Annotated in this window: 21 protein-coding genes; 13 read left to right on the top strand and 8 right to left on the bottom strand. The window is 65.8% G+C overall.

What is annotated here, in order from left to right; genetic code table 11:
* Positions 1-7: 7 nt before the first annotated feature.
* From PHA81_RS12580 to rqcH, 4 genes are all read left to right on the top strand, one after another.
* The gene (locus PHA81_RS12580) at positions 8-1,711 is read left to right on the top strand and encodes a tRNA uridine(34) 5-carboxymethylaminomethyl modification radical SAM/GNAT enzyme Elp3 (RefSeq protein WP_005043150.1); all 1,704 of its coding nucleotides are present in this window, start codon (positions 8-10) and stop codon (positions 1,709-1,711) included.
* 808 nt (positions 1,712-2,519) lie between these two features.
* Positions 2,520-3,581 (top strand): FAD-dependent oxidoreductase, encoded by a 1,062-nt coding sequence (locus tag PHA81_RS12575; RefSeq protein WP_005043149.1) that lies wholly within the window; start codon positions 2,520-2,522, stop codon positions 3,579-3,581.
* 237 nt (positions 3,582-3,818) lie between these two features.
* The gene (locus PHA81_RS12570; RefSeq protein ID WP_241430332.1) at positions 3,819-4,181 is read left to right on the top strand and encodes a hypothetical protein; all 363 of its coding nucleotides are present in this window, start codon (positions 3,819-3,821) and stop codon (positions 4,179-4,181) included.
* 83 nt (positions 4,182-4,264) lie between these two features.
* Complete coding sequence (rqcH, locus tag PHA81_RS12565; protein WP_273836975.1) at positions 4,265-6,367, top strand: ribosome rescue protein RqcH; 2,103 nt, start codon at positions 4,265-4,267, stop codon at positions 6,365-6,367.
* A gap of 29 nt (positions 6,368-6,396) precedes the next feature.
* On the opposite strand, the gene PHA81_RS12560 is transcribed toward rqcH, so the two are convergent.
* Positions 6,397-6,537, bottom strand: coding sequence for an SHOCT domain-containing protein (locus tag PHA81_RS12560; RefSeq protein ID WP_005043147.1), 141 nt, complete (start codon positions 6,535-6,537; stop codon positions 6,397-6,399).
* Positions 6,538-6,791: 254 nt separating this feature from the next.
* Here PHA81_RS12560 and PHA81_RS12555 point away from each other — a divergent pair, with 254 nt between their 5' ends.
* Together PHA81_RS12555 and PHA81_RS12550 are read left to right on the top strand one after the other, a co-directional pair.
* Complete coding sequence (locus PHA81_RS12555) at positions 6,792-7,505, top strand: DUF4013 domain-containing protein (RefSeq protein WP_005043146.1); 714 nt, start codon at positions 6,792-6,794, stop codon at positions 7,503-7,505.
* A gap of 92 nt (positions 7,506-7,597) precedes the next feature.
* Positions 7,598-8,668, top strand: a complete 1,071-nt coding sequence (locus tag PHA81_RS12550) for an mRNA surveillance protein pelota (RefSeq protein WP_005043145.1) — start codon at positions 7,598-7,600, stop codon at positions 8,666-8,668.
* 10 nt (positions 8,669-8,678) lie between these two features.
* Here the strand turns inward: PHA81_RS12550 and PHA81_RS12545 are convergent, their stop codons facing one another.
* Positions 8,679-9,470, bottom strand: coding sequence for an MBL fold metallo-hydrolase (locus PHA81_RS12545; protein WP_005043144.1), 792 nt, complete (start codon positions 9,468-9,470; stop codon positions 8,679-8,681).
* Positions 9,471-9,571: 101 nt separating this feature from the next.
* On the opposite strand from PHA81_RS12545, the gene PHA81_RS12540 reads away from it, so the two are divergent.
* Together PHA81_RS12540 and PHA81_RS12535 are read left to right on the top strand one after the other, a co-directional pair.
* Positions 9,572-10,960 (top strand): hypothetical protein, encoded by a 1,389-nt coding sequence (locus PHA81_RS12540; protein ID WP_005043143.1) that lies wholly within the window; start codon positions 9,572-9,574, stop codon positions 10,958-10,960.
* Between the two features lie 78 nt (positions 10,961-11,038).
* Positions 11,039-13,810 (top strand): ATP-dependent helicase, encoded by a 2,772-nt coding sequence (locus PHA81_RS12535; protein ID WP_005043142.1) that lies wholly within the window; start codon positions 11,039-11,041, stop codon positions 13,808-13,810.
* 87 nt (positions 13,811-13,897) lie between these two features.
* On the opposite strand, the gene PHA81_RS12530 is transcribed toward PHA81_RS12535, so the two are convergent.
* The 4 genes from PHA81_RS12530 to PHA81_RS12515 form a co-directional block, all read right to left on the bottom strand.
* Positions 13,898-14,089, bottom strand: a complete 192-nt coding sequence (locus PHA81_RS12530; RefSeq protein WP_049910057.1) for an EamA family transporter — start codon at positions 14,087-14,089, stop codon at positions 13,898-13,900.
* A gap of 3 nt (positions 14,090-14,092) precedes the next feature.
* Positions 14,093-14,791: a DMT family transporter gene (locus PHA81_RS12525; protein WP_049910055.1), complete on the bottom strand. Its 699-nt coding sequence runs from the start codon at positions 14,789-14,791 to the stop codon at positions 14,093-14,095.
* Positions 14,792-14,918: 127 nt separating this feature from the next.
* Positions 14,919-15,479, bottom strand: coding sequence for a DUF6789 family protein (locus tag PHA81_RS12520; protein WP_273836973.1), 561 nt, complete (start codon positions 15,477-15,479; stop codon positions 14,919-14,921).
* 49 nt (positions 15,480-15,528) lie between these two features.
* Positions 15,529-18,276: an AAA domain-containing protein gene (locus tag PHA81_RS12515; RefSeq protein ID WP_005043140.1), complete on the bottom strand. Its 2,748-nt coding sequence runs from the start codon at positions 18,274-18,276 to the stop codon at positions 15,529-15,531.
* Positions 18,277-18,365: 89 nt separating this feature from the next.
* On the opposite strand from PHA81_RS12515, the gene PHA81_RS12510 reads away from it, so the two are divergent.
* Positions 18,366-19,610 carry an MFS transporter gene (locus PHA81_RS12510; RefSeq protein WP_273836972.1) on the top strand — a complete coding sequence of 415 codons (1,245 nt, stop codon included), beginning with the start codon at positions 18,366-18,368 and terminating at the stop codon, positions 19,608-19,610.
* A 163-nt stretch (positions 19,611-19,773) separates the two neighbouring features.
* On the opposite strand, the gene PHA81_RS12505 is transcribed toward PHA81_RS12510, so the two are convergent.
* Positions 19,774-20,172 carry a DUF5684 domain-containing protein gene (locus tag PHA81_RS12505; protein WP_049910083.1) on the bottom strand — a complete coding sequence of 133 codons (399 nt, stop codon included), beginning with the start codon at positions 20,170-20,172 and terminating at the stop codon, positions 19,774-19,776.
* Positions 20,173-20,369: 197 nt separating this feature from the next.
* Here PHA81_RS12505 and glmU point away from each other — a divergent pair, with 197 nt between their 5' ends.
* The 4 genes from glmU to PHA81_RS12485 all read left to right on the top strand — a co-directional run bounded on the left by glmU (position 20,370) and on the right by PHA81_RS12485 (position 23,366).
* Entirely contained in the window at positions 20,370-21,551 is a 1,182-nt protein-coding gene (gene glmU, locus PHA81_RS12500) for a bifunctional sugar-1-phosphate nucleotidylyltransferase/acetyltransferase (protein WP_005043137.1), read from the top strand.
* Between the two features lie 46 nt (positions 21,552-21,597).
* The gene (locus PHA81_RS12495; RefSeq protein ID WP_005043136.1) at positions 21,598-21,774 is read left to right on the top strand and encodes a hypothetical protein; all 177 of its coding nucleotides are present in this window, start codon (positions 21,598-21,600) and stop codon (positions 21,772-21,774) included.
* A gap of 129 nt (positions 21,775-21,903) precedes the next feature.
* Entirely contained in the window at positions 21,904-23,061 is a 1,158-nt protein-coding gene (locus PHA81_RS12490) for a glutathione-independent formaldehyde dehydrogenase (protein ID WP_005043135.1), read from the top strand.
* A gap of 152 nt (positions 23,062-23,213) precedes the next feature.
* Positions 23,214-23,366 (top strand): hypothetical protein, encoded by a 153-nt coding sequence (locus PHA81_RS12485; protein ID WP_169317816.1) that lies wholly within the window; start codon positions 23,214-23,216, stop codon positions 23,364-23,366.
* A gap of 9 nt (positions 23,367-23,375) precedes the next feature.
* On the opposite strand, the gene PHA81_RS12480 is transcribed toward PHA81_RS12485, so the two are convergent.
* On the bottom strand, positions 23,376-24,536 hold the full coding sequence (locus PHA81_RS12480) for a GTP-binding protein (RefSeq protein ID WP_005043132.1): 1,161 nt from the start codon (positions 24,534-24,536) through the stop codon (positions 23,376-23,378).
* Between the last annotated feature and the right edge of the window lie 36 nt (positions 24,537-24,572).

Genomic DNA, 24,572 nt, shown 5'->3' with positions numbered 1-24,572 from the left:
CGACCCGATGAGCACCGAGACGACCGATCCAACCGAAAGCGAGGCGTTCGAGCGGACCTGCGAGGCGCTGATCGAGCAGATCCTCGACGGCGACCTCGAACGCGACGGCGTCGAGGCCGCAAAGCGCGAGGCGTGTGGCGAGTTCTCCTCGCCGAAAGTTCCCAAGAACTCCGAGCTCCTTGATCGCGCACCGGATGGGCAGCGCGAGGAGCTGGAGGAGGTGCTCCGGCGCAAACCTGTTCGAACTGCCTCGGGGGTTTCGCCCGTAGCGATCATGACCTCGCCGCAGGGCTGTCCCCACGGCAAGTGTCTCTACTGTCCCGGCGGCCCCGACTCGGAGTTTTCGAGCTCGCAGAGCTACACCGGCCACGAGCCCGCCGCGGCGCGCGGCGTCCAGAACGAGTACGATCCCTACGGCCAGGTCACACTCCGGCTCAATCAGCTCCGCGAGATCGGCCATCCGGTCGACAAAGTGGAGCTGATTCTGATGGGTGGAACCATGACCGCCCGGAGCCACGACTATCAGGAGTGGTTCGTCAAGCGCGCGCTCGCGGCGATGAACGATTTCGATCCCGACGCCGAGCCCCATCCCTCCGAGACCGAGAGCTTCGCGCAGGACCCCGAGGAGCGCGAGTTCGAATATCTGGAGGACGTGATCGCCGAAAACGAGCGCGGCCGGGTCCGGAACATCGGCACGACCTTCGAGACCAAACCCGACTGGTGTGACCCCGAGCAGATCGACCGGATGCTCGATCTCGGCGGGACGAAAGTCGAGGTCGGTGTCCAGACCACCTACGACGAGATCAACCGCGCGATGCACCGGGGCCACGGCACGCAGGCCTCCGTCGATGCGAACCGCCGACTCCGCGACGCGGGGTTCAAAGTCGGCTTCCACATGATGCCTGGCCAGCCCGGGATGGATCGGGAGATGTGCATCGAGGATTTCAGACGGCTGTTCGAGGAGTCCGAATGGCGGCCGGACTACCTCAAGATCTACCCGATGCTGATCGTTCGCGGCACGGCGACCTACGACATGTGGCAACGCGACGACTTCGAGCCGCTCGGCAACGAGGAGGCCGCCGAGCTGGTCGCCGAGATCAAGTCGATGATTCCGAAGTACGTTCGGCTCCAGCGGGTCCAGCGCGACATCCCGGCGGACTTCATCGATGCGGGCGTCTGGAAGTCGAACCTCCGACAGCTCGCCCGGAAGCGGATGGACGAGCACGGCTGGACGTGTGACTGCATCCGGTGTCGTGAGGTCGGGATGAACGACGAACCGCCCGCGAACGTCGAGCGCGACGTTCTCACGTACGAGTCGGGTGGCGGCACGGAACACTTCATCAGCTACGAGGACCCGGATCGCGATCTGCTGGTGGGCTTCTGTCGGCTTCGATTCCCGAACGACCCTGTGCGACGCGAGCTACAGAACGCGGCGATCGTGCGCGAACTCCACGTTTACGGATCGATGGTACAGGTCGGGGAGCGCGAGGCGCGAAGCGCCTCGGACGGGTCGAGCGGGCAAAGCCCGCGAGACGAGAGCGCGGACTGGCAACACCGAGGCTACGGCGAAAAGCTTCTCCACCATGCCGAGTCGATGGCCACCGACGCTGGTTTCGACAAACTCGGCGTCATCAGCGGTATCGGTGCGCGGGAATACTATCAGGATCGCGGCTACCATCAGGACGGCCCGTACGTCTCGAAGCGGTTGTGAAACGTGGCGGTAGGTCGCGCGTGACCGCCGGCGTGGAGGCGTTGCGGTGCGGTTCCTGGCGTCTCGACGAACAGAGCGAGTCGAGGCTCAGGAGAGCTTTGCTCTCCTGGCGTCTCGTGTGAGTGAAACGAGCACGAGGCTTGTCGGAGATTTCTCTGACAGCGGATGAAGGGCGAGCGACGGGCGGTGCGAACGAAGTGAGCACCGCCGAACGCACGAACGGGGAGGGACGACCCGTGAGCGAACGAAGCGACTGAGGGCTTCTACGGTGCTGTGCGGTCACGTGGTGGTGCACCAGTAGCCCTGCCCCGAGCGAACGGAGTGAGCGAGCGGGCCGAGGAACCCCCGTAGGGGGTGACGATGGCTTTTGATCGACCTTTTGTCAGTGAAGGAGCGGAGCGACTGAGCGCAGGAAAAGGTCGGTGTGAATACTACCACGATCGTGGCTACCACCTGGACGGCCCGTACGTTCGAAGCGGTTGTGAGAAGTTCCGACCGACATCTCCATCGAGCGGATCGACGACGGACCGATCAGATCGACCGACGGCGGGGCACCCGTCACGAAAAACGCCTGTGTGAGCAGTATACATACCCGAGATCGGCCAGTTCATTTATTATGATGGGGGGAAAGTACGGTAGTGGGGCAAGGTCATACGGGTGATGCCACGCAACGGACCGCAACCCCGTGGTGCGGAGTCGGTTTCACGATTCGGACACTGATTCTGGACGACTCGTCGTGATCGCTGAGCGCGGGACCAGAGCCATCGACCGACGGCGAGTTAAGCGATCCGTGCGTATCGATACTTCGATGACCGACCACGGGAACGGGCGGGGCGATTCGATCGCCATCGTCGGCGCGGGCGCGGCGGGCGCAGGGGCGGCGTACGCACTGCGGAACGCCGCGATAGACGTCACCGTTTTCGAGAAGAGTCGCGGGGTCTGCGGCCGCGCCGCGACCCGCCGCAAGAACGGCTGTCGGTACGATCACGGTGCGAACTACTTCAAGGACCAGGACGCCCGAGTGACCGAACTCGTCACCGAAACGCTCGATACCGACGGCCTGGCGGAGGCCGAGGGGCCGATCTGGACGTTCGACGCCGACGGCACGGTGAGTGAGGGCCGTGACACCGACGACCACAAGTGGACCTACCGCGCGGGGATCACCCAGCTCGCGAAACGGCTGTTCGATCGGACCGAGGCCACGATCGAGAAATCGACTCGCGTCGGCGCTGTTGAGCGCGTCGACGGTGGATGGACGATCGCGGACACCGACGGCACCGATCTCGGGCGATACGACGCGCTGCTCCTCACCCCGCCGGCACCGCAGACCGCCGACCTGCTTGCGGCCACCGAGTGGGACGACGACCTTCGTGGAGACCTCGAAACCGCCGTCCGGGACGTATCCTTCCGGCCGACGATCACCGCCGTTCTGCACTACCCCTTCGAACTCGATCGGCCGTACTACGCGCTGGTGAACACCGACAAGGACCACGCAATCGGATGGTGCTCTCGCGAGGAGTGCAAACCGGGCCACGTCCCCGACGGCGAGAGCCTCCTGATCGTCCAACTGGGGGCGGACTGGTCGGCCGACCGGATCGACGATCCGCCCACGGAGGTCATCCCAGACGCTGCCGATCTCACTGCCGATCTGCTCGACGACGATCGGCTCGCCGATCCGGACTGGACCGACTATCAGGGCTGGCGCTACGCACAGCCAGGCGACGCGGTCGCGGCCGAACCGCTCGACCGCGCCGCAGAGCACGGCGTGTTCTTCGCAGGCGACTGGGTGGCGGGCGAGGGACGGGTCCACCTCGCGCTCCGGAACGGGCTCGATACCGGTGATAGAATCGGCAAGCGACTGCTGTCGTGACCACTGGCTACCGGTACACGACGCCGGCTCCCGTCACAAATGAGAACCGCAGGCCACGTCCTCCCCAACCGATTCGCTCCGCTCATCCCTCGCACGAGTCGCGCGCTGACGGAGCAGCGCGCTCCCGCGCGCCACCGCAACCAAAATTGAGAGGCAAAAACGACGTTCCGATCGGCGGTGTGACCGTTCGAATCGATCGCCGATGGGGTTATGCTACTGGCGCACATGGTCCGACCGATGAGCGAAGAGACGCCGACTCGACAGGACCGGTTCGCAACCAGGCTCGGCCTCTTTCTCACGGCTGTCGGCGTCCGAGGACTCTCGCGCGAGCGCGTCTTCGGTCTCGTGGGAATGAACCGACTGCATGCGGCCGAGCACATCGCGGTCAGCGTCGGGGGCATCGCTGCGGGGGCGTCCCGGCGCGGACGGTCGTACTCGGGTATCGTGGCCGTCGCCCTCTTCGCCGAGGTCGCGCTCGGAGTTCTGCCGTGGACGAAGGAGTGGTTCCGGGACCTGTTCAACGCCGATCTCCGGACGACCGCCGTCCAGCTGGTGGTGGCGCTCGTCTCGCTCCGGGCGTTCCGAAGCGACGGCGAGTGAGGTTCGGCGAATCGACGCCGACGCCGACATCGACGTCCCGCGCGTAGCGACACCCATTTTTCCGGGCCGTCCGGAGGCCGGGTATGGACCCGAAGCGCGAGCTCACCAGCGTCGACCTCGCCGCCCTCGTCACCGAACTCGGGACGTACGCGGGCGCGAAGCTCGACAAGGCCTATCTCTACGGCGACGACCTTCTCCGGCTCAAACTCCGTGATTTCGACCGCGGCCGGGTCGAACTCCTGATCGAGGTCGGCGAGACCAAGCGCGCCCACGTCGTCGATCCCGACAACGTCCCCGACGCGCCTGGCCGTCCACCGGGGTTCGCGAAGATGCTCCGGAACCGACTCTCCGGTGCGGATTTCGCTGGCGTCTCGCAGTTCGGCTTCGACCGGGTTCTCACGTTCGAGTTCGAGCGCGAGGACCAGAACACGACGATCGTGGCCGAGCTGTTCGGTGAGGGCAATATCGCCGTGCTCGACGCGAACGACGAGGTGGTCGACTGCCTCAACACCGTCCGGCTCCAGTCGAGAACCGTCGCACCCGGCGCGACCTACGAGTTCCCCTCCTCGCGCTTCAACCCGCTCGCGGTCGATGGCGACGGGTTCGCCGCACGGATGGCCGAGTCGAACACCGACCTCGTGCGGACGCTCGCCACACAGTTGAATTTCGGCGGGCTGTACGCTGAAGAACTCTGCACCCGCGCGGGCGTCGAGAAAGAGCTCGCGATCGAGGACGCGGGCGAGGAGGAGTTCGACGCACTCTACGAGGCGACCGAACGTCTCACCGACCAACTGTCGAGCGGCGCGTTCGAACCACGGATCTACCACGAGGACGACGAGCCCGTGGACGTGACGCCGTTCCCCCTAGAGGAGCGCGCCGACCTCGACAGTGAAGGATTCGACTCGTTCACCGCGGCGCTCGACACGTACTTCGTGGCGCTCGACACCACGGAAGACGAGGAGAGCGGCGGTCGGGAGCGCCCCGATTTCGAGGACGATATCGAACGGCAAGAACGGATCATCCAACAACAGGAGAACGCGATCGAGGACTTCGAGGACCAGGCCGACGCCGAGCGCGCGAAGGCCGAGTCGCTGTACGCGAACTACGACCTCGTCGACGAGATCCTCTCGACGGTGCGGAACGCACGTGAAGAGGGCACCGGCTGGGAGGACATCGAGGACCGCTTCGTCGAGGGAGCCGATCGCGGAATCGCGGCCGCCGAGGCCGTTTCGGGCGTCACGCCGAGCGAGGGGACCGTCACGGTGGAGATCGACGACCGATCGGTCGAACTCGACCCCCGAGACGGGGTCGAGCAGAACGCGGACCGACTCTACACGGAGGCAAAGCGCGTCGTGGGCAAAAAGGAGGGTGCGGAGGAGGCGGTCGCCGAGACCCGTGCGGAACTCGAAACCCTCCAGCACCGCCGCGACGAGTGGGAGTCCGGCGACGAAAGCGGGACGGAAGCGGCCGACGCCAAGGAGGATCAAGAGGATGTCGACTGGCTCACCCGGCGGTCGATCTCCGTCAGGCAGAACGAGCAGTGGTACGAGCGATTCCGATGGTTCCGCACGAGCGACGACTTCCTCGTGCTCGGCGGGCGCAGCGCCGACCAGAACGAGGACCTCGTGAAGAAGTACCTCGAACGCGGCGATCGGTTCTTCCACACCCAGGCCCGCGGCGGCCCGGTCACGGTGTTGAAGGCAACGGGGCCGAGCGAGCCCACCCAAGAGATCGAGTTCTCCGAGTCGACCCTGGAGGAGACCGCCCAGTTCGCCGTCTCGTACTCGTCGGTCTGGAAAAACGGACGGTTCGCCGGCGACGCGTACATGGCGAGCCCGGACCAGGTCTCGAAAACGCCCGAGAGCGGCGAATACCTCGAAAAGGGCGGGTTCGCGGTGCGGGGCGATCGCACGTACTTCGAGGATACCCCCGTGGGCGTCGCGATCGGAATCGTCTGCGAGCCCGAGACCCGCGTGATCGGCGGGCCGCCGGCGGCGATCGAGCCGCGCGCCGAAACGTCGATCACTGTCGAACCGGGCCAGTACGCCCAGAACGACGCGGCGAAGCGCCTCTACCGCGAGTTTCGTGAACGGTTCGCCGACACGTCGTTCGTCCGGAAGGTGGCGAGCCCCGACCTGATCGCGGAGTTCCTCCCGCCCGGCGGCAGCCGAACGGTCGAAGACTGACTGAGGAGGGCCGCGTCGTCGCTACGGATTCAGCGCGATCGTTCCGCCTCGGCCGGCTCACGCCAGTGGTTTCCAGCCTCGTCTTCGCTTTCGAGCAGCCGTTCGAGCCGGCGTTCGAACTCCGCATCGCCGATCTCACCACGGGCGTAGCGCTCGCGGAGCGCCGCCACCGCGTCGGTTTCACCCGCTGTTTCCGTGTCGGTATCGTCCGAGAGCGAGCGGCTCGTTCCGTCCGGTCCGGATCAGTTCGCGTCGGTGGAACTCTTGTTTCGTCTTTGCCATCCGATCCGTCATCCACAACTGAATGCGACGGGAAGAACTGGCGATTCAGGGCCTGAAACGACCGATAACTATATCTCCTCGTCGGTCGTATGGTCTGGCAGAGATTGCACCGCCAGCGGCGAGTAGCGATCTCGGAAACACCATGATCAGCGACGCACTCAACTACCTCAGAAACAGCGACGACGCACTCGTCACCGTCCTCATCGGGGGACTGCTGTCCGTGTTCGGCTTCCTCCTGATTCCCGTTTTCTTCGTGAACGGGTATCTCGTCCGCGTCCTCCGTCGGACTGCTGCGGGCGATGAGACCGCACCGGTCTTCGACGACTGGGGACGGATGGGGATCGAGGGGCTGAAAGCCACCGTCATCGCGATCGTCTACGGGTTCGTCCCGTTCGTCGTCGGTGCGGTGCTGGTCGGCGGCTCGGCGGTCGCCATCGCCACCGGTGGCTCCGTCGACGGCGGATCGGCCGCAGTCGGCGCGGGCGTCCTCGGCCTCCTCGTCGGCCTCGCGATAACGTTCGTCCTCGGGCTCGCGGCGTGGTACGTCATCCCCGCCGCGACCGCGAACTTCGCCGAACGCGGGACGCTCGCCGCCGCGTTCGACTTCGGCACGCTCCGCCCGATCCTGTTCAGCGGGGCGTACGCGACCGGCTGGCTCCTCGCACTCGGCGTGATCGTCGGCGGCGGGATCATCGCCGGGGCGTTCAACGCCGTGATCCCGATTCTCGGCGCGGTGCCGGGACTGTTCGTGAGCTTCTACGCCTCGGTAGCGGCGTACTACGTCATCGGCCGGACGTGGGCCGACCTCCGGACGGTCGAGACTCGCGAGACTGCCGACGAACAGCCCGCCGTCTGAGCACTCAGCTCTGCCCAAGACTTTTTCACACCCAATCGGACGCCACCCCGACGAACGACAGCGCACTTACCCACCGAGCGCCCAGTCTCCGCATGCGCATCGACGGCCGCACCCGCATCGAGGGCGGGCGCGAGCGCTGGACGCTCGTGCCCGAGAGCCTCGACGACCTCTGGCATCTCTCCTACGTGCTCGAACCAGGCGACCTCGTTGCCGGCGATACTACCAGACGTATCCAGCGCGACGACGACCGGATGCGCGACACCGGCGGTGAGCGCGAGCCCATGTCCGTGACCATCACCGTCGATGAGAGCGAGTTCCACAAGTTCGCCAACCGACTCCGGGTGTCGGGCACCATCGAGTCGGCCTCCCGAGAAGATCAAGTGGGTCATCACCACACCCTGAACGTCGAGGAACGCGAGGAGATCGAGATCGAGAAGATCTGGCAGCCCGACCAGCGCGAACGGATCGAGGAGGCCGTCGAGGCCACCGAGAACGCCGACGTCGCGATCGCCACCGTCGAAGAGGGCGCGGCCTCGATCCACACCGTTGCGCAGTACGGGGCCGAGGAGTACGCCTCGATCACCGGCCCCACCGGAAAAGGCGAGTACGCCCGCGAGCGCTCCGAACTGTTCGGGGAGCTCGCGAGCGCGCTCTCACACATCGACGTCGACGCCATCCTGCTCGCAGGGCCTGGCTTCACGAAAGAAGACGCCCGAAAGTACATCGAGGAGAACAGTCCCGAGGTCGCGACCATGCTCGGCGCGACCGTCGACACCAGCGCGATCGGCGACCGCGGCGTTCACGAGGTCCTGAAGCGCGGCGCGGTCGAGGAGGTTCAGGCCGAAACCAGAATTGCCGAGGAAGCCGAGAAGATCGACGAACTCACCTCACGGATCGCCCAAGACGCTGCGGCGACCTACGGAATCGAGGCCGTCGCTGAGGCCGCCGACTACGGCGCGATCGAGGAGTTGCTGGTGCTCGACGACCGGCTCCGCGAGGAGCGTGCCGGCGAGGGCGAGTGGACGATCGACGTGAACGACGTCATCGAATCGGTTGAACAGCAGGGCGGTGCCGTCACGGTGTTTTCGAGCGAGTTCGCGCCTGGCGATCAGTTGGGCGCGCTCGGCGGGATCGCGGCGCTGTTGCGGTATCGGTTAGAGTGAACTCGCCGAATCACTCGATCTCGACGGTCAGCCCGTCGCGCGCGAACCGAACGTCGCCGTCGTAGCGCTCGCCGATGGATTCGAGCATCTCCTCGTGGCGGCCTTCGGTGTGGGGATAGAGATGCGTGAGGTAGACCCGACCAAGTTCGGTTCCCGAATCGGCCAGCGTCGTGCCCAACTGACTCGGCGTCGGGTGGTTCGAGACGTCGACCTCGTCGGGGAACGAGCAGTCGTGGGCGAGCACCGCGGAGCCGTCAGCGAAGTTCGCGAGCCCTTCGAACGCCTCGCTGTCGGCTCCGAAGGTGAACGCTGGCGGTTCGCTGTCGTCGTCCGCCTCGCTCTCGCCTTCGGCCCCGTTTTCGTGCGTGAACCGATAGGCGAGACAGTACATCGAGTGGCGCGTCTCGGTCGCGTCGACCGAAAACCCCGCAAGCTCGAACGACTCGGGGCCGACCTCGCGTACCCGGAGGTCGATCCGGCCGTCCATGTACTCGTGGACCGAAAGCAGCCCGTCGAGGAGTTCCTTGGTTCCCTGCGGGCCGACGACTTCGAGGTGCTCCTCGCCCGCGAGCCACCTGGCTTTCATCAGGGGCAGCAGGTCGGCGACGTGATCGAGATGGTGGTGAGTCAGGAGGACTGTGGAGACGCCCTCGTAGCCCGCGTCGGTCCGCGCGAGCGCGTTGAGGACGCCGCTACCACAGTCGACGAGCACGCGGTCGTCGCCTGATTCGACGAGAAGTCCGGTCTGGGCCCGCCGGCCGGTCGGCATCGCCGCGCCGGTTCCGAGGAAGGTCACGCGCATGGCGAAACCGGGGGAGGGGCGGTGAAAAGCGTTGTTCGCCGACCTCGAGATGTCGCTTTCAAGCCGAACCCTCATGAGCGTCACCGGCCCACCACCCAGCAATGAGTAGCTCGTCGGCCAAATCCCGTGGCTTTTTCGCGTACTACCGGGAGTACGCTCGCTCCGGGGTCCACGCGGCGAGCGCGGCGGCGCTCACCGCCTTCGGATTGCTCGCGACCTACACGGGTAATCGGGGGTTCATCCTGCTGGCGATCGCGGTCTACGTCCTTCCGCCGGCGTTTCTGTATCTCACCGGCGAAGGTGAGCGCGTCCCGACGGTCGTCGGCGACGGGGATCAGAGTGGCGGGAATCGTGGCGACGGAGCCACACGTGAAGTCGATCCGGGAGACGAGGATCGATCGTCGTCCGTGGACGCCGATGCTGAAGGCGGGACCGACGATCGACACCAAGTCGACGACACCGACACCGCACCGCCAGAGGCTGAAAACGGTGCGAACCGCGGCACCGACAGGCAAACCGGGGCCGACGCCACCGAACCGAACCATCACGAGGTATCCTCCAGTGGGGAGAGTCTCGCCGACGACATCGGCACGGACGATGCGTCCAGAGACGAGGACGGTTGGAGTACGGTCGAAACGCCGACTGACGAACCTCTCACCGGCGTGGTCGCGACCCACGATGGCGCGTTCGCGGTCGGCGAGAACGGTGTCGTGCTCGCTCGCGAGACCGACGGCTGGGAATTCGCACTTGAACATGGCCCGAGCGCCGACGGAGAGTCACTCCGCGGCGTCGACGCCACCGACGACGACCAAACGATCTGGTTCGCGGGCGACGGTGGCGCGCTCGGGCGCTATGATATCGAGGAGGGTCGCCTCACCGATCACTCGGCCCCGAAAGACCAAACGAGCACGTGGACCGCCGTCGCGGTCGTCGGTTCGGCAGGCGAGGAGCGGGTTCATCTCGCGAACGGCTCCGGAGAAGTCCTTCGAGGCGCGTACGACGGCGGCGCTGTCGACTGGGACGAAATCCGCAAACCAGGCAGCGGCTCCAGCATCACCGACCTCGCGTTCGACGACGCGGGCTACGCCTGTGACAGCAGCCAGGGCGTCTACGCCACGACCGACGGCGGCGCGAGCTACGAGACGATCGGGATCGAGGACGCAAACACCGACTTCGCCGCGCTCGCGGCCACCGACGCCGAACTCGTCGTGGCGGGTGGCGACGGCACGGTCTTTCGCTACGATGGCTCGGTCTGGACGACGCTCCGCGCCGGTGAAACCGCGCTTCGAGCCATCGATCTCGCGAACGAGATGGGGCTCGCAGCCGGCGACGCTGGGGGAATCTTCGAGCACGCCGACGGCGGGTGGGAGTCGGTCGAGACACCGACCGACGCCGATCTCTCGGGCGTCCTCGTCGGTGCCGGCGAACGCGATCGTCCGGATGTCGCTGTCGGGACGAGCGGGACGATCGTCGAGCGCGACCGCGACTGACGGCCCACCGTCAGGAGGGCGTTCACTTTCGCTCCGGTGGCCGAACCCACTTCCCGTCGCGGGTTCGAGGGAGAGTCGATGGACGGGCGCGAGCTGTTGGCCGAGACCGACGTCGATTTCGATCCTGAGTCGGTCGAGATCACCGACGGCGACGTGCTCGATTCGCTCGATCCCGTTGTACGGAAGTGGTGGGTCGAGCAGTTCGGCGAGTTCGTCCCCGAGAACGACGGGTTCTTCACGCCACCCCAGAAGGAGGCGATCCCCCACATCCAGGCCGGCCGGAACGCGCTCGTCTGCGCTCCCACGGGATCGGGAAAGACGCTCGCGAGCTTCACTGCGATCCTCGACGACCTGTTTCGTCAGGAGCGAGCCGGCGAGAGGGCGGACGAAGGGGGCGGTGACAGCGACCGCGACGCTGGCCTCGACAACTCGGTCTACTGTCTGTACGTCTCACCCCTGAAGTCGCTCGCCAACGACATCCACCGCAATCTCGATGTCCCGCTTTCGGAAATCACCGAGCGGCTCGAAGCCCGCGGCGAGGATGTGGAGGTGCGCCACGCGATCCGTCACGGCGACACCAGCAGTGCCGACCGCCAGCGGATGCTCGACGAGACGCCACACATACTGAACACCACTCCGGAGACGCTTGCCATCCTGCTCAACGCGCCGAAGTTCCGGGAGAAGCTCTCGACTGTCGAGTACGTGATCGTCGACGAGATCCACAGTATCGCAGGGGGAAAACGTGGAACGCACCTCGCGGTCTCGTTGGAGCGGCTCGAAGCCCTCACCGAGACTTCGCCGACGCGGATCGGCTGTTCAGCGACCGTCGAACCGCTCGACACTATCGCGGAGTTCCTCGTCGGGCGGCGAGCGAGCGGCGAGAGCCGCGCATACGAGATCGTCGACGCACGGTTCGCCCGCGAGTTCGACCTCGAACTCCGGTGTCCGACCGACGACCTCATCGACACGCCTCGCGGCGAGGTTCAGGGCCGCTTTTACGACGCGCTCGACGGGCTGATCGACGAGCACACCAACACGCTCGTGTTCACCAACACTCGATCGGGGGCCGAGCGCGTCCTCCACACTCTCCGAGAGAACTACGGCTTCGACGAGTCGGACTCGGGCTGTCACCACGGCAGCCTGTCGGCCGACCGTCGTCAGGCGGTTGAGGCAGGACTCAAAGCCGGCGAGCTCTCGGTGGTTACGACCTCCACCAGCCTCGAACTCGGCATCGACATGCCCCACGTCGATCTCGTCGTTCAGGTCGGCTCGCCCAAATCGGTCGCCGCCCTCCTCCAGCGCGTCGGCCGTGCGGGCCACCGGCTCGGCCGTGAGGTCAAAGGGCGGGTGTTCGCACTCGACCGCGACGAACTCGTCGAGTGTGCGGTGATGCTCCGGAAGGCCGAGCAGAACTTCGTCGACCGGGTCTTTGTACCGGAGCGCGCCCACGATGTCGCCGCACAACAGGTGTACGGGATGGCGATCACCGGGCCACACCCCGAGAGTGAGATCCGGGAAATCCTCGTGTGTGCGTACCCCTACCGGAACTACACCGACGAGGAGTGGGAGATCCTCATGCGATATCTCACCGCCGGTTACGCGGGGATGGAGGACCGCAACGTCTACGCGAAGATCTGGCGGGACGAAAACGATCCGCCCGACGGCGAGCACCACTACGACTTCCCGGTGGGCGAGCCCCTGATCGGCAAACGCGGCCGGCTCGCGCGGGTGATCTACATGACCAACATCGGGACGATCCCCGACAGCTTCTCGTGTGACGTCGTGGTTCGCGGCGGCGACGAGTGGGTGGGACAGCTCGACGAGAACTACCTCGACACCCTCGATACGGGTGACGTGTTCGTGCTCGGTGGGAGCCGATACGAGTACCGCTACCGACGCGGATCGAAGGTGTACGTCGATCCGACCGGCGCGCGCCCCACGGTGCCGTCGTGGTTCGCCGAGCGTCTCCCCCTCTCCTATGATCTCGGTCGCGAGATCCTCGACTTCCGGGGCGAGCTGCTCGATCGGCTCGACAGTCGGGGCGTGCGTGGCGTCCGATCGTGGCTTCGGGAGTTCCCGCTCGACGAGAACGCCGTCCGGGCGATCGCACGCACCTTCGACGAGCAGGTGCGCTACGCCGGCCCCGAAAGCGTGAGCACTCGATCCCGGCTCGCGATCGAGACCGAACTCGATCACAACGAGCGGGTCCGCCGATATCACGTTCATTCGAACTACGGACGACGGTTCAACGACGGCCTCTCGCGCGTGCTCGCCCATCGGTGTGCGGAGGCGACGAACGCGAACGTCACGGTGGCGGTCGCGGACAACGGGTTCAGTCTCGGGCTTCCGCTCAACCGGAAGGTCGATTTCGTGGGGCTGCTTCGGGATATTGAACCGGGCGACGTTCGCCACGACCTCCGGGCGAGCCTCGACGGGACCGATCTGCTGAAGCGGTATTTCAGAATTAACGCGACGCGCGCGCTCACCGTTCTGAAACGGTACAAGGGCTACGAGAAATCCGCGAGCCAGCAGCAGGTCTCCAGCGAAATGCTGCTCGGGTTCGTCGAGGATCTCGACGACTTTGCGGTACTCGAAGAGACCTATCGTGAACTCCTGGAGGACAAACTCGCGGTCGAAGCCATCGAGGACGTACTCGCGGCCGTCCAGGCGGACGAGATCGAGATCACGGTCGAGCGGGTTGACTCGCCGACGCCGATGGCGTTCGGGCTGGCGACGCTGCTGGCGAGCGATGTCGTCCTCGCGGAGGACGAGAGCGCTGTGCTCCAGGAGTTCCACCAGCGCGTGCTCGACGAGATCGGCGACGGCGAGGACGTCCTGGCCGACGACTGAGCAGCCGAAGCGGACGACGACGAAAAACGACTATCGGGTCCTGCGCCGAGGCGTCTCCGTTGGCTGTAGCGGGTCCAGCCGTCGAACTCAGTCCTCACCGGATGGCGCTGCCGGCCGTCCATTCGGGGTTTCGCGCTGGATGAGCAGGACGCCCGCCAGGACCAGCGTGCCGCCGGCGAGGATTCCGGGGGAGAGCCGTTCCCCGAGCACCAAAACGCCGAGGACGACGGTCACGACCGGTTCGGCGGTGGTGACGACGCTCGCACGACTCTCCTCCACGTATCAAAGCCCGTTGACGAACAGCAAGATCGGTGCCACCGTCCCGACGATCGCGAGCCCAGTGATGATCGCCCACTGCTCGACGGTTCTGGGGACGAACAGCCGGCCCGCGGCGACGCCGTAGGCAAGCATACAGACGCCAGTAGTGGCGATCGCGCCCGTCGCGAGCTGATCGGCGTTCATGTCGTCGACGGCGAGACGACTTCCCGTGGTGTAGGCGGCGTACCCGATCGCCGCGATCGACACGAGCGCGAGACCGGCCGGATCGATGCCGGCGGTGTCGAGGCTCACGATGAGCACGACTCCGGATAGCGCGAGGACGAGTGCGACGCCCTTCAGCGGAGTCAGCGATTCGTCGAGCACTACTGTGGAGACGGCATAGACGTACACTGGGTAGGTGTAGAGCGTGATGGTCGCGAGTCCCGCCGGGACGTACACGAGCCCCCAAAAGTACGCGCCGGTCAGCACCGCATACGCGATCCCGAGCCCGGTCATCGTCGCGAGTTGCCGCCGGTTCGGACGAGGAGCGTGATCGCGAACCGCAAGATAGCCCACGAGAAGCGCCGTCGCGACCGCGAACCGAACCGTGAGAAGCGTCGCGTTGTTGAGACCGGCGGCCGTCGCGAGCTTGCCGAAGATCCCGATCGTGCCGAACCCGACTGCGGCGAGAAACACCATCGGAACCCCTTTCTTCGCCGTCACGTCCGGAGTATTGCCAGCCCCGACATGGAGGTTTCGGTGGTCGGCCGTCGTCGCTCCCGCCGGCTTCGAACCAGTCGGCGAAGCGTGAGTCGAGTGGACGAACTCGACGGACGAACCGCAGGTCGCGTCACGCGACCCGCGGCCGGCCGCCGATCCGCGTGTCGACGCGTTCGAGGAAGTAATCAAAGACCGAGCCGAGGGTGAACCCGTACGCCCAGTGGGCGACGAGGCTACAGACGACGTAGCCCGCGAGCGCGAGACTGGACTGGCCGGTGTAAAAGGCTCCGACGAACCCCGTCCACGTGATCGTCGCGAACGAAACCCCTCGAAGCGCGAGCGTCGGGCCGGGGAGATACTCTTGGACCGAGACGAAGAGGAGGGGCCACGTCGTCATCCCGCCGCCGAAGAAGATGACGTAGCCGACGAGGTTGTCCGACCCCAACCCGATGAGCGCCGCGAGCCCGCCGAACGAACTGCTGTCGAACCAGCCGAGGTTGAGCGCCACAAATAGCACCGCCGACAACATCACGGTGCCGGCCGCGCCGGCGATCGCGCCGATCACGCCGTCCTTGAAAATCCCGACGAGATCGCCGGCAGCGTCGGTCGGCGACTCGTCCACGAGCGTGAACGCGTCGTCGGACTCGTCACTCGCACGATCGTCGACGTTCGTCGGGCCAGTGTCTGCCATGTGTTCACTTCACACGCTGGCGTCAAAACAGTACCGCCCGCACCGCGGACTACTCGGCCCACTCGACCATTCGGGCGTAGCGTTCGTCGGTGGCGAGCGCCGCCCGGTCGCCGACGAGCACGAGCCCCTTCTTCGCTCGCGTGAGCGCGACGTTCACTCGCCGGAAATCCTCGAAGATCGGTGAATCGAGGTCGCCCGTGGCGACGAACGAGACGATGATGATCTCCTTCGCCGAACCCTGAAACCGATCGACGGTGTCGACGGTCACGTCCGGTACTTCCCGCCGGATTGCGGCGGCCTGGGCGCGAAACGGCGCGATCACGCCGATATCCGTGCGCGCGACGCCTGCTGACGCGTACGCTTCGACGATCTCGGCGACCGCCTCGACCTCCGCCGGGTTGGTGTTGCCGCGCACTGTCCCATCCGGATCGACGAACGTGACGCGCTCTTGGAGGTGGTCGGGGAGCGCGTCGCTCGTGACACCCGGAAGGTCAGAGACGTGCTGGCCGGCGACGGCGGGCGAGGCTGGTCTGAGTCGGCCGTCATAGAACTCGTCGGAGGAAAACGCCTGGATGCGCTGGGCCATCCGATACTGGGTGTCGAGCAACACCGCCGCCTCGGGATGCGTCTCGATCAGCCGCTCGAACAGCGAGCGCGAGAGGTCGGCGATGCCCGAGGTTGCTCCGCCTGCCCCATCCATCGTCTTGGCTGCGGTCGCTCCCGAGCCGTCGGTCGCGGTCGTGGTTTCAACAGTCCCGGTGGCGTCGGCGGACTGGACCACTGGCGGGAGCTGCTGGTGGTCGCCCACCAAGACGAACCGGTCGGCGAGTGTGACTGCCGCGAGCGTCGCGGGCTCGGTGAGCTGGGAGGCTTCGTCGATCACCGCGACGTCGAACGATCCCTCGCGCATGATTCGTGAGCCACAGCTCGCGGTTGTCGCCGCCACCACCGGGGCATTCCGGAGTTCGGCCGCGCGCTCGTCGGGGTCGCCGCGGGATTCTAACCTGTGCTCCTGGATGTCCTCGCGCACGCCGTGTTCGGTACCCACCCGAACGAACTCCTCGAACCCCTGATCGCGGAGCGCGTCGAGCGCGTTGTCGACCGCGCGGTTCGTGAAGGCCGACAGTAGAACCCGTTCGCCACGCTCAACCAGTGCGCGGACCGTGCGCGCGATGGTATATGTCTTCCCGGTGCCTGGCGGCCCGTGGATCAGCGCGCAGTCCTCGGCCCCGACCGCGCGGCGCACCGCCCGGTCCTGGGCCGGGTTGTTGTCGATGAACGTCTCCTCGATGTCCTGAAACGCGGGATCGCGCCGGTCGAAGAGGACGTCCTTCTGCGATTCGTCGCCCGCGAGCAGCGCGTCGTGGAGTGCGGTCAACATTCGATCGGCCCCGATCTCGGAGGGATAGACGTCGAGTCGACGGAGTTCGACCGGCTCGTCGGCCGTGACGACGATCTCCTCGCCCATCGAAACGACGCGCGCCATCTCGGCGTTTCCTCGTACTGGGTGGCCGTCGCTCGCGAGCACCACGTCGCCCTCGCGGATCTTCGAAACCGGATCGTCACACCTCGCACGAAGTTCCCACCGCCCGTCGACCTCGATCTCTCCTGCGGGTTCGAGGTCGATCAGCGCGCGGTCGGCGTCGGCGCGCTCCGTCGCGGTCTGGGTCCAGAGCTTCGCGTACTCGTTGTGGACTGCGCCGCGCTCGGCTTCGATCGCGCGATAGAACCGATCGAAGTACGCCCGCTCTCCCTCAGGAATTGCTTCTCCGATTTGCCCAGCTTTCGACTCCTGATCGAGTCGGCCCGAAATGACCATGCAGGTGTCCTGCTCGAAACAGTAGTTACAGGTCGCGTTTGCCTCATACCCTGTCGGAATCTCGCCCGCAACCGCCATCGCGGCGAGGTGGTTGCGCTCGCGGAGAACGTAATCGAGCAGTCCGTCGTTCAGCGAGAAGTCCTTCGTTGGCGAGAGGTCGCCGCTCTCCTCGTTTCGATCGAGCGCGGCGTTTTTGGTGTAGAGCAGCGTCCCGGTATCGGGTGGTTCACCCCGCTCGTCGAGCAACAATGCGTAGCACGCGACCTGGACCTTGTCCTGGAATCGCGGCTCGCTGTTCGTATTCTTGCCCGTTTTGAGTTCGACCGGTGCGCCCCGGCGGACGGCGTCGGCCCGGCCCTTCAGCCCGTAGCGCTCGGAGATCAGGGTCTGCTCGGAGCGCCACTCGTCCCCGCCGTCGAGCGTGCCCTGGCTGAGCCACCCGTCGATCGCTCGGGCGTGATCGCTGACGTCTTCCCTCACTTCGTCGGCATCGCGGTCGAGCAGCCCGAGATCGAGCCCGACTTCCGCCACGCGGTCGTCGATCGCGGCCTCGACCTCGCCGCCCCGCAGGAGATCCGAGAACACCTCGTGGACGATCGTCCCCTTCACGACGGGGTAGTTCAGGGGAACGCCCGAGAGCGTGTTGAGGTAGTGCATCCGGGGGCACTGGACCCACGAGCGTACATCAGTAACGTTCACGAGGTAGTCGGGTTCGATCACGACCCGCGAATCGCCCGCGGTCGCGTACTGGATCTCGCCCCGGAACTCCTCGTGCTCGACGCCGAGCGCGAGCACCTCCATTCCTGTCTGTGCATACTCGGCGATCTCGCTCCACTTCCCCCAGAGGGTGAGCGTCACGGGCTCTGCCTGGCCCCGCTCGGGTCGGAGCGTGAGTTCCGCGAGATCGCGCTCGCCGTACTGGGTGCTCACGCTCCGTGTTTCGCCGACATCGACGATCGGCCCGCGTAGCTCCGCCACACCCGAGACGGGAGTGGCGAGCGAAAAACGCTGTCGGTGAACGGGGGCCGAACCGAAACGGGCTTTGCCGGCTCGGGGTTCGGTTCGGCGTGGATCGCCACGCCCTCCAGTTCTACCCGCTCTATCTCACCCGTTTCGCCGGTGGGTTCGGGTTCGTCACGCTCATCACGCTGTTGCCCGAGTACATCACCCTCTACGATCCGTCGGGGCTCGTCGTCGGACTCTTCACCACGGCGTTCACCCTCGCCCAGACCCTCGCGGTCGTCCCGCTCGCGTGGGCCGGCGATCGGTACGACAAACGGTACGTGCTCCTCGTCGGGCTCGCCATTGGGATCGCGGTGTATCTCGGCTTCACGCTCGTGGCGTCGAGCGCCGGGTTCGTCCTCGCGCGGGCGGCCCAGGGGATCACGGTCACCGCGACGAGCCTGATGGGGCTCGCCCTCGTCGGCGAGCTCGCGACCAAGAAGACTCGCGCGAACCACATCGGGAAGGCGAACGCCGCGCGCTTCGCCGCCGGGATCGCGGGCAGCCTCGGCGCGGGCGCGCTCTACTCCGCCGCCGGGTTCGGCGCGGTGTACGCCGTCGTCACCGGGCTGCTCGTCGTCGCGGGCGTGGGGGTAGTGGCGTTCGTCTCGCCCGACGAGACCCGCATTGAGGGATTCCCGTTCACCGATCTCGCGCTCAACCGTCGACTGTTGACGCTGTCGAGCTTTCGCGCCCAGTACGCGGTCGCGGTCACGCTCGTCCGGACGTGGGTGCCGATCTACGCCGGCGTCACGGCCGCGAGCGGCGGTCTCGGGATGGTCTCGATCGCCGTCGGCACCGTGGTCGCGGCCGAGAAGTTCACCAACATGCTCTGTCAGCCGTTCACCGGCCGGCTCTCCGATCGGTTCGGTCGCGCGCTGTTCGTCTTCGTCGGCGGCGGGTGCTACGGCCTGGTCGCGCTCGCGGTGCCGTTCACGCCGACGATCGCCGCCTGGCTCTCGCTGCCCGCGTCGCTGCCGGTGCTCGGGGCGACCCCGCCAGCATTCATCCCGCTCGTGATCTGTAACGGGCTGCTCGGGGTCGCGGACAGCATCCGCGAGCCCGCGAGCATGGCGCTGTTCGCCGACGAGGGGACCGACGACGGTGGCGTAGCGAGCAGCTTTGGCATCCGCGAACTCGTCTGGCGGCCCGGCTCGATCCTCGCTCCGCTGCTCGGCGGAGTGCTGATGGCGCAGGTCGGGATGGCGTCGGTGTTCTTCGTCGGCGGGACGGTGGCGTTCGCCGGTGTCGCGACCTTCCTCGGCGTGCTCTCGTACTCGCACGGCTCCGGCGCGCTCACGCAGTGGTGACCTCTCTGACGGGACTCGGTACGAGCCGATGTCTGCGGATCTACCGACCAGAAGTCACGGGCCTCGCGATCATCCATTCAGTATTGGAGTCGGGACGCTACGATCGTCGCCTTCGGTTTCTCACCAAGGTCCGGACGCGTACCCACCGCGGTGCTCCACGCCGTCACTCGGGAACGCCCTGATACTCGTAGTCGCCGAACCCGAGCAACGGGAAAAATATGAACGAGAGGAACCCCAGCCCGAGGCCGAATCCGATACCCTGACCGAAGGCTTTTGCGACATCGATCGGGATCTTGATTGCTGCAACTATGTTCACAACTGGGATGAGAAATACAATGAGCCACCACCACGCATTCCCACCGATCTTGACCATGACATAGAAGTTGTATACCGGAACGATCGCTGCCCATCCCGGCCGACTGGCCTTCTGGAACGTCCTCCACATGCCAGCGATCGTGAGGACTGCGAACGCTATGGCAACGAGCGAAAACACGATTCCCAGCACTGAACCGCCGCCACCGTTCTGGAGCGGAACGAGTGATAAGTTTGCGAGTGATGACATGAGATGACTCCACAGACCGCTTTGCATTAAAATTTTGTCTGTTTGTTTGATATGGTGTGGCACGAACGGCAAGGCCGGGCAGCAAATTCGCCTCAGCAAGAACGACTCAGCAGCGGTACTACTACCGCTGTCGACTCGTCATACCAGTCTCGACCCGGAACGGTAGGCCTATTTCACGCCGGCGAGTCGGCCCTGGTATGCAGACCGTCCTTCTCGCCGCCGGTGAAGGCACCCGGATGCGCCCGCTGACCGCCGGGCTCCCGAAACCCATGCTTCCCGTCGCGGATCGCCCATTGTGTGCCCACACCGCCGACGCTGCGATCGAAGCCGGCACCGACGAACTGATCCTCGTCGTCGGCTACGAGGCCGACGTCGTCCGCGAGCACTTCGGCGAGGAGTACCGCGGCGTGCCGGTCAAGTACGCCACTCAGGACGAACAGTTGGGCACCGCCCACGCCGTCCGGACGGCGCGCGAACATCTCGACGGACGATTCGCGGTGCTCTACGGCGACGACCTCTACGACCAGGCGAGCATCGAGGCGCTGTTCGCCGCCGGCCCCGGTATCACCGCCTATCGCGCCGAGAACCCCTCGAACTATGGGGTGCTCGACACCGACGGCGACCGGGTGACTGGCGTCACCGAGAAACCCGACGACCCCGACACGAACCTCGTGAGCGCCGGAGCCTGTGTGCTCCCGAGCGAGGCCCGCGAGTGGCTCGACGTCGAACAGAGCGAGCGCGGCGAGTACGAACTCACCGACGTCCTCGATCGGGTGTTCGCCGAGTACGAGGTCTCGTACACCGAACTCGGTCGCTGGATGGGCGTCGGCCGGCCGTGGGAGCTCTTGGCGGCCAACGAGTGGAAGCTCGCCGAGCTCGATGGGGCGATCCGAGGCGACGTCAGCGACGATGCCGACCTCCGTGGCCCGGTCGTGGTCGAGGAGGGCGCGGCGATCGAGCCAGGCGTCGTGATCGAGGGTCCGGCTCTGATTCGGTCTGGCGCGCACGTCGGCCCGAACGCCTACGTTCGGGGCGCGACCCTGCTCTGTGAGGACAGCGAGGTCGGCCACGCCGTCGAGATCAAAAACAGCGTGATCATGCGCGAGACCAACGTTCCCCACCTGTCCTACGTTGGCGACAGCCTGCTCGGCCGCGACGTCAACTTCGGTGCGGGCACCACCGTCGCGAACCTCCGCCACGACGACGAATCGGTAACACAGACCGTGAAGGGCGAGCGCGTCTCGACGGGCCGTCGGAAGTATGGCGTGGTGGTCGGCGACGGCGCGAAGACCGGGATCGAGACCACACTTTCGCCTGGCGTGGTGCTCTCGCCCGGCGCGCGCACCGAGCCGAACGAGTGGGTCTCGCGCGATCGGTAATCGCCGGAGAGACGATATTTATCCCGGCGGCCGATCCAAGGACATCATGATCGACCCGACATCAGACGTCGGCGAAACCACCGCCGAAACCGCACCGACGTGTGCGACCTGCGGCGATTCGATCGTCGACACGCCCGACCACCGCGTAGTGACCCGAATCGAGGACGACGAAGTCCGAACGAGACATTTCTGTGACGAGGCGTGTCTCGTGGTCGACGACTGAGTCCCCGCTCGTTTCGTTCGGACCTCCGGCCCTCGGAGGCGGTTTTCTCTGCGCCACTCGCTATCAAACAGGGTAAAGAATTAAGGATCACCTAACCGTCTATCTGGTGGGAGGAGCTACCAGATGTCAATGGAAGCCGTCGTGTTTCAGGGCGAGCACGACGTAGCGATCGAAGAAGTCGACGAACCGGCGATCGAACACCCGAACGACGTGCTGATCGACATCACGACGACGTGTATCTGTGGATCGGATCTCCACATGTACGAGGGCCGGACCGCCGCGGAACCGGGAATCGTTTTCGGCCACGAGAACATGGGAATCGTGACCGAGGTCGGCGAGGGAGTCAGTGATCTCGAAGAGGGCGACCGCGTCGTCGCGCCGTTCAACGTCGCCTGCGGGTTCTGTGAGAACTGTGAGAACGGCTACACCGGGTTCTGTACGAACGTGAATCCGGGGTTCGCCGGCGGTGCGTACGGCTACGTCGCGATGGGACCGTACAAGGGCGGACAGGCCGAAAAGCTCCGCATCCCGTATGCGGACTTCAACGCGCTCCAGCTCCCCGAGGGAGACGAACACGAGGACTCGTTCTCGCTGCTCGCGGACATCTTCCCGACCGGCTGGCACGGCACCGAGCTCGCGAACCTCCAGCCGGGCGAGTCGATCGCCGTGTACGGAGCGGGTCCCGTCGGGCTGATGGCCGCCTACAGCGCCAAGCTCAAGGGGGCCTCCAAGATCTACACTGTCGATCGCGTGCCGAGCCGGCTCGATCTCGCCGAGGAGTACTGTGACGCGACGCCGATCAACTTCGAGGAGAGCGATCCGGTCGAACAGATCAAAAGCGACCACGGTGGGGGCGTCGATCGTGGCGTCGACGCCGTCGGCTACCAGGCGATCGATCCGGACAAGCAGGCCGACGACGACTACGATCCCGCCCGGGAGAACCCGGCGATCGTTCTCAACAACCTCATCCGGACGGTGAAGCCGACGGGCGAACTCGGCATTCCCGGTCTGTACGTGCCCGACGACCCCGGCGCGCCCGACGAGATGGCCGCCGAGGGTCGGCTTGGGATCGACTTCGGACTGCTCTTCGAGAAGGGTCAGCGACTCGGCACCGGTCAGTGCAACGTCAAGGAGTACAACAGACAGCTCCGCGATATGATCATCGAGGGGCGTGCCGATCCGAGCTTCGTCGTCTCCCACCGCGTGGGACTCGATGAGGCTCCCGAGATGTACCAGCGCTTCGACGACCGTGAGGAGGGCGTCACCAAGGTCCTGCTCGAACCGTAGCGATCGTCATCGCGACGGCTACGATTTTCCGTGTCGTCCGCGACGACCCGCGATAGCAGTCGAGAGTACAGAGCGACAACTGACTGGGGGCGATCGCGGCCGGAGCGACAAAACACGTATTGTTCTTCCGGCAGTAGCCGTGGTGAGTAACGATGTGTCAGTACTGCACGTTCATGGCCGATGGCTGGACGGCGCTGCTCGAATACGACGACGTGTACCAGGCCACCAGCCGGAACGCCACCAGCGACGCGAACTACGGGTTCCACGAGTCGTGGGACGAACTCCGCGACCAGATCGCGCCGTAGTCGGTCGTCTCACGACGGAAACGGATCGTCGAACGCGTCCTGACTGTCGAGTTCGCTTTCGCTCACCAGACAGTCGTCGAGTGTAGCGGTGAGCGACTGCTCGTCGAGATCGCTGCCGATGAACACGAGCCGAGTCCGTCGGTCGTCCTCGGCGTCCCACTCGCCGATCGGCCCGGCCTGGACTGCTGGTCCGGCCTGGTCGAGCCCCATCACGGCCTCGCGGCCGGCGAGTTGGAACACCCCTTTCGCCCGGATCACGTTCCCGGTCCACGTGTCGAGCCAGGCGTCGAGTCGTTCGGGGTGGAACGGCCGCTCGCGGGTGTACACGAAGGAGGTGACCCCGTGTTCAGCGGCCGCCGACCGATCATCGGCGGCGGTGTGGTCATGGTCGCTGTGGCCATCACCGTCGTGGTCGTCGTCACCGTTCTCATCGGCGAGTGCGCGCTTCCAGCCGGCCGAGCGCGTGGCTGCCGCGAAGTCGAACCGTCCGGTGTCGAGCACCTTGGAGGGGTCGATGTCGGCGTACGTGGTGCGGACGATCTCGGCGCGAGATTGGAGCGTCCGGATTGTCGCCTCGATCTCCTGTAACTGTTCGTCGGGCACCATATCGGACTTGTTGCACAGCAGGACGTCACAGAACTCGATCGCCTGGATCAGCACGTCCGCGAGCGGGCGATCGGCGTCGGGTTCGGCCTCGTCGGGCAGCGACGCCCCCGCGTCGAACTCCTTCCAGAACCCGTAGGAATCGAGGACTGACACCATCGTATCGAGGTGGTAGTGATCGGTCGGGTCGATCTCCCCGTCGTCGGCTCCCTCCAGAAACGTTCGCGCGACCGGGATCGGTTCGCTGATACCCGACGATTCGACCACGAGGGCGTCGAACGATCGGGTTTCGGCGAGGCGGGTGGCCTCGGTCACGAGGTCATCCTGGAGCCGACAGCAGATACAGCCGTTCGAGAGGTCGACGATCCCTGGGTCGTCGACATCTTTGGCCGAGCGGGCGAGGCGCTCGGCGTCGACGTTGATCTCGCCCATGTCGTTGACGATCACGGCGACGTCGCGACTGCCGGGATCGTCGAGCACGCGGTTGAGAAGCGTCGTTTTGCCCGCACCGAGGGGTCCACTCACGACGGTGACCGGCAGCGTTTCGGCGTCCGGTTCGTGTACCATCGTGTGTCCCGATGGCACGGAGAAACTATAATCTTG

Source organism: Halococcus sp. PRR34, assembly GCF_028617175.1.
In the GTDB taxonomy this organism is placed as follows: domain Archaea; phylum Halobacteriota; class Halobacteria; order Halobacteriales; family Halococcaceae; genus Halococcus; species Halococcus salifodinae.
This window is presented reverse-complemented; position numbering and strand designations above follow the sequence as displayed.

Excerpts from the sequence above, each read along its gene's own strand:
- PHA81_RS12580 (WP_005043150.1), top strand. The coding sequence starts at position 8 with ATGAGCACCGAGACGACCGATCCAACCGAAAGCGAGGCGTTCGAGCGG.
- PHA81_RS12575 (WP_005043149.1), top strand. The coding sequence starts at position 2,520 with ATGACCGACCACGGGAACGGGCGGGGCGATTCGATCGCCATCGTCGGC.
- PHA81_RS12570 (WP_241430332.1), top strand. The coding sequence starts at position 3,819 with ATGAGCGAAGAGACGCCGACTCGACAGGACCGGTTCGCAACCAGGCTC.
- rqcH (WP_273836975.1), top strand. The coding sequence starts at position 4,265 with ATGGACCCGAAGCGCGAGCTCACCAGCGTCGACCTCGCCGCCCTCGTC.
- PHA81_RS12555 (WP_005043146.1), top strand. The coding sequence starts at position 6,792 with ATGATCAGCGACGCACTCAACTACCTCAGAAACAGCGACGACGCACTC.
- PHA81_RS12550 (WP_005043145.1), top strand. The coding sequence starts at position 7,598 with ATGCGCATCGACGGCCGCACCCGCATCGAGGGCGGGCGCGAGCGCTGG.
- PHA81_RS12545 (WP_005043144.1), bottom strand. The coding sequence starts at position 9,470 with ATGCGCGTGACCTTCCTCGGAACCGGCGCGGCGATGCCGACCGGCCGG.
- PHA81_RS12540 (WP_005043143.1), top strand. The coding sequence starts at position 9,572 with ATGAGTAGCTCGTCGGCCAAATCCCGTGGCTTTTTCGCGTACTACCGG.
- PHA81_RS12535 (WP_005043142.1), top strand. The coding sequence starts at position 11,039 with ATGGACGGGCGCGAGCTGTTGGCCGAGACCGACGTCGATTTCGATCCT.
- PHA81_RS12520 (WP_273836973.1), bottom strand. The coding sequence starts at position 15,479 with ATGGCAGACACTGGCCCGACGAACGTCGACGATCGTGCGAGTGACGAG.
- PHA81_RS12505 (WP_049910083.1), bottom strand. The coding sequence starts at position 20,172 with ATGTCATCACTCGCAAACTTATCACTCGTTCCGCTCCAGAACGGTGGC.
- glmU (WP_005043137.1), top strand. The coding sequence starts at position 20,370 with ATGCAGACCGTCCTTCTCGCCGCCGGTGAAGGCACCCGGATGCGCCCG.
- PHA81_RS12495 (WP_005043136.1), top strand. The coding sequence starts at position 21,598 with ATGATCGACCCGACATCAGACGTCGGCGAAACCACCGCCGAAACCGCA.
- PHA81_RS12490 (WP_005043135.1), top strand. The coding sequence starts at position 21,904 with ATGGAAGCCGTCGTGTTTCAGGGCGAGCACGACGTAGCGATCGAAGAA.
- PHA81_RS12485 (WP_169317816.1), top strand. The coding sequence starts at position 23,214 with ATGTGTCAGTACTGCACGTTCATGGCCGATGGCTGGACGGCGCTGCTC.
- PHA81_RS12480 (WP_005043132.1), bottom strand. The coding sequence starts at position 24,536 with ATGGTACACGAACCGGACGCCGAAACGCTGCCGGTCACCGTCGTGAGT.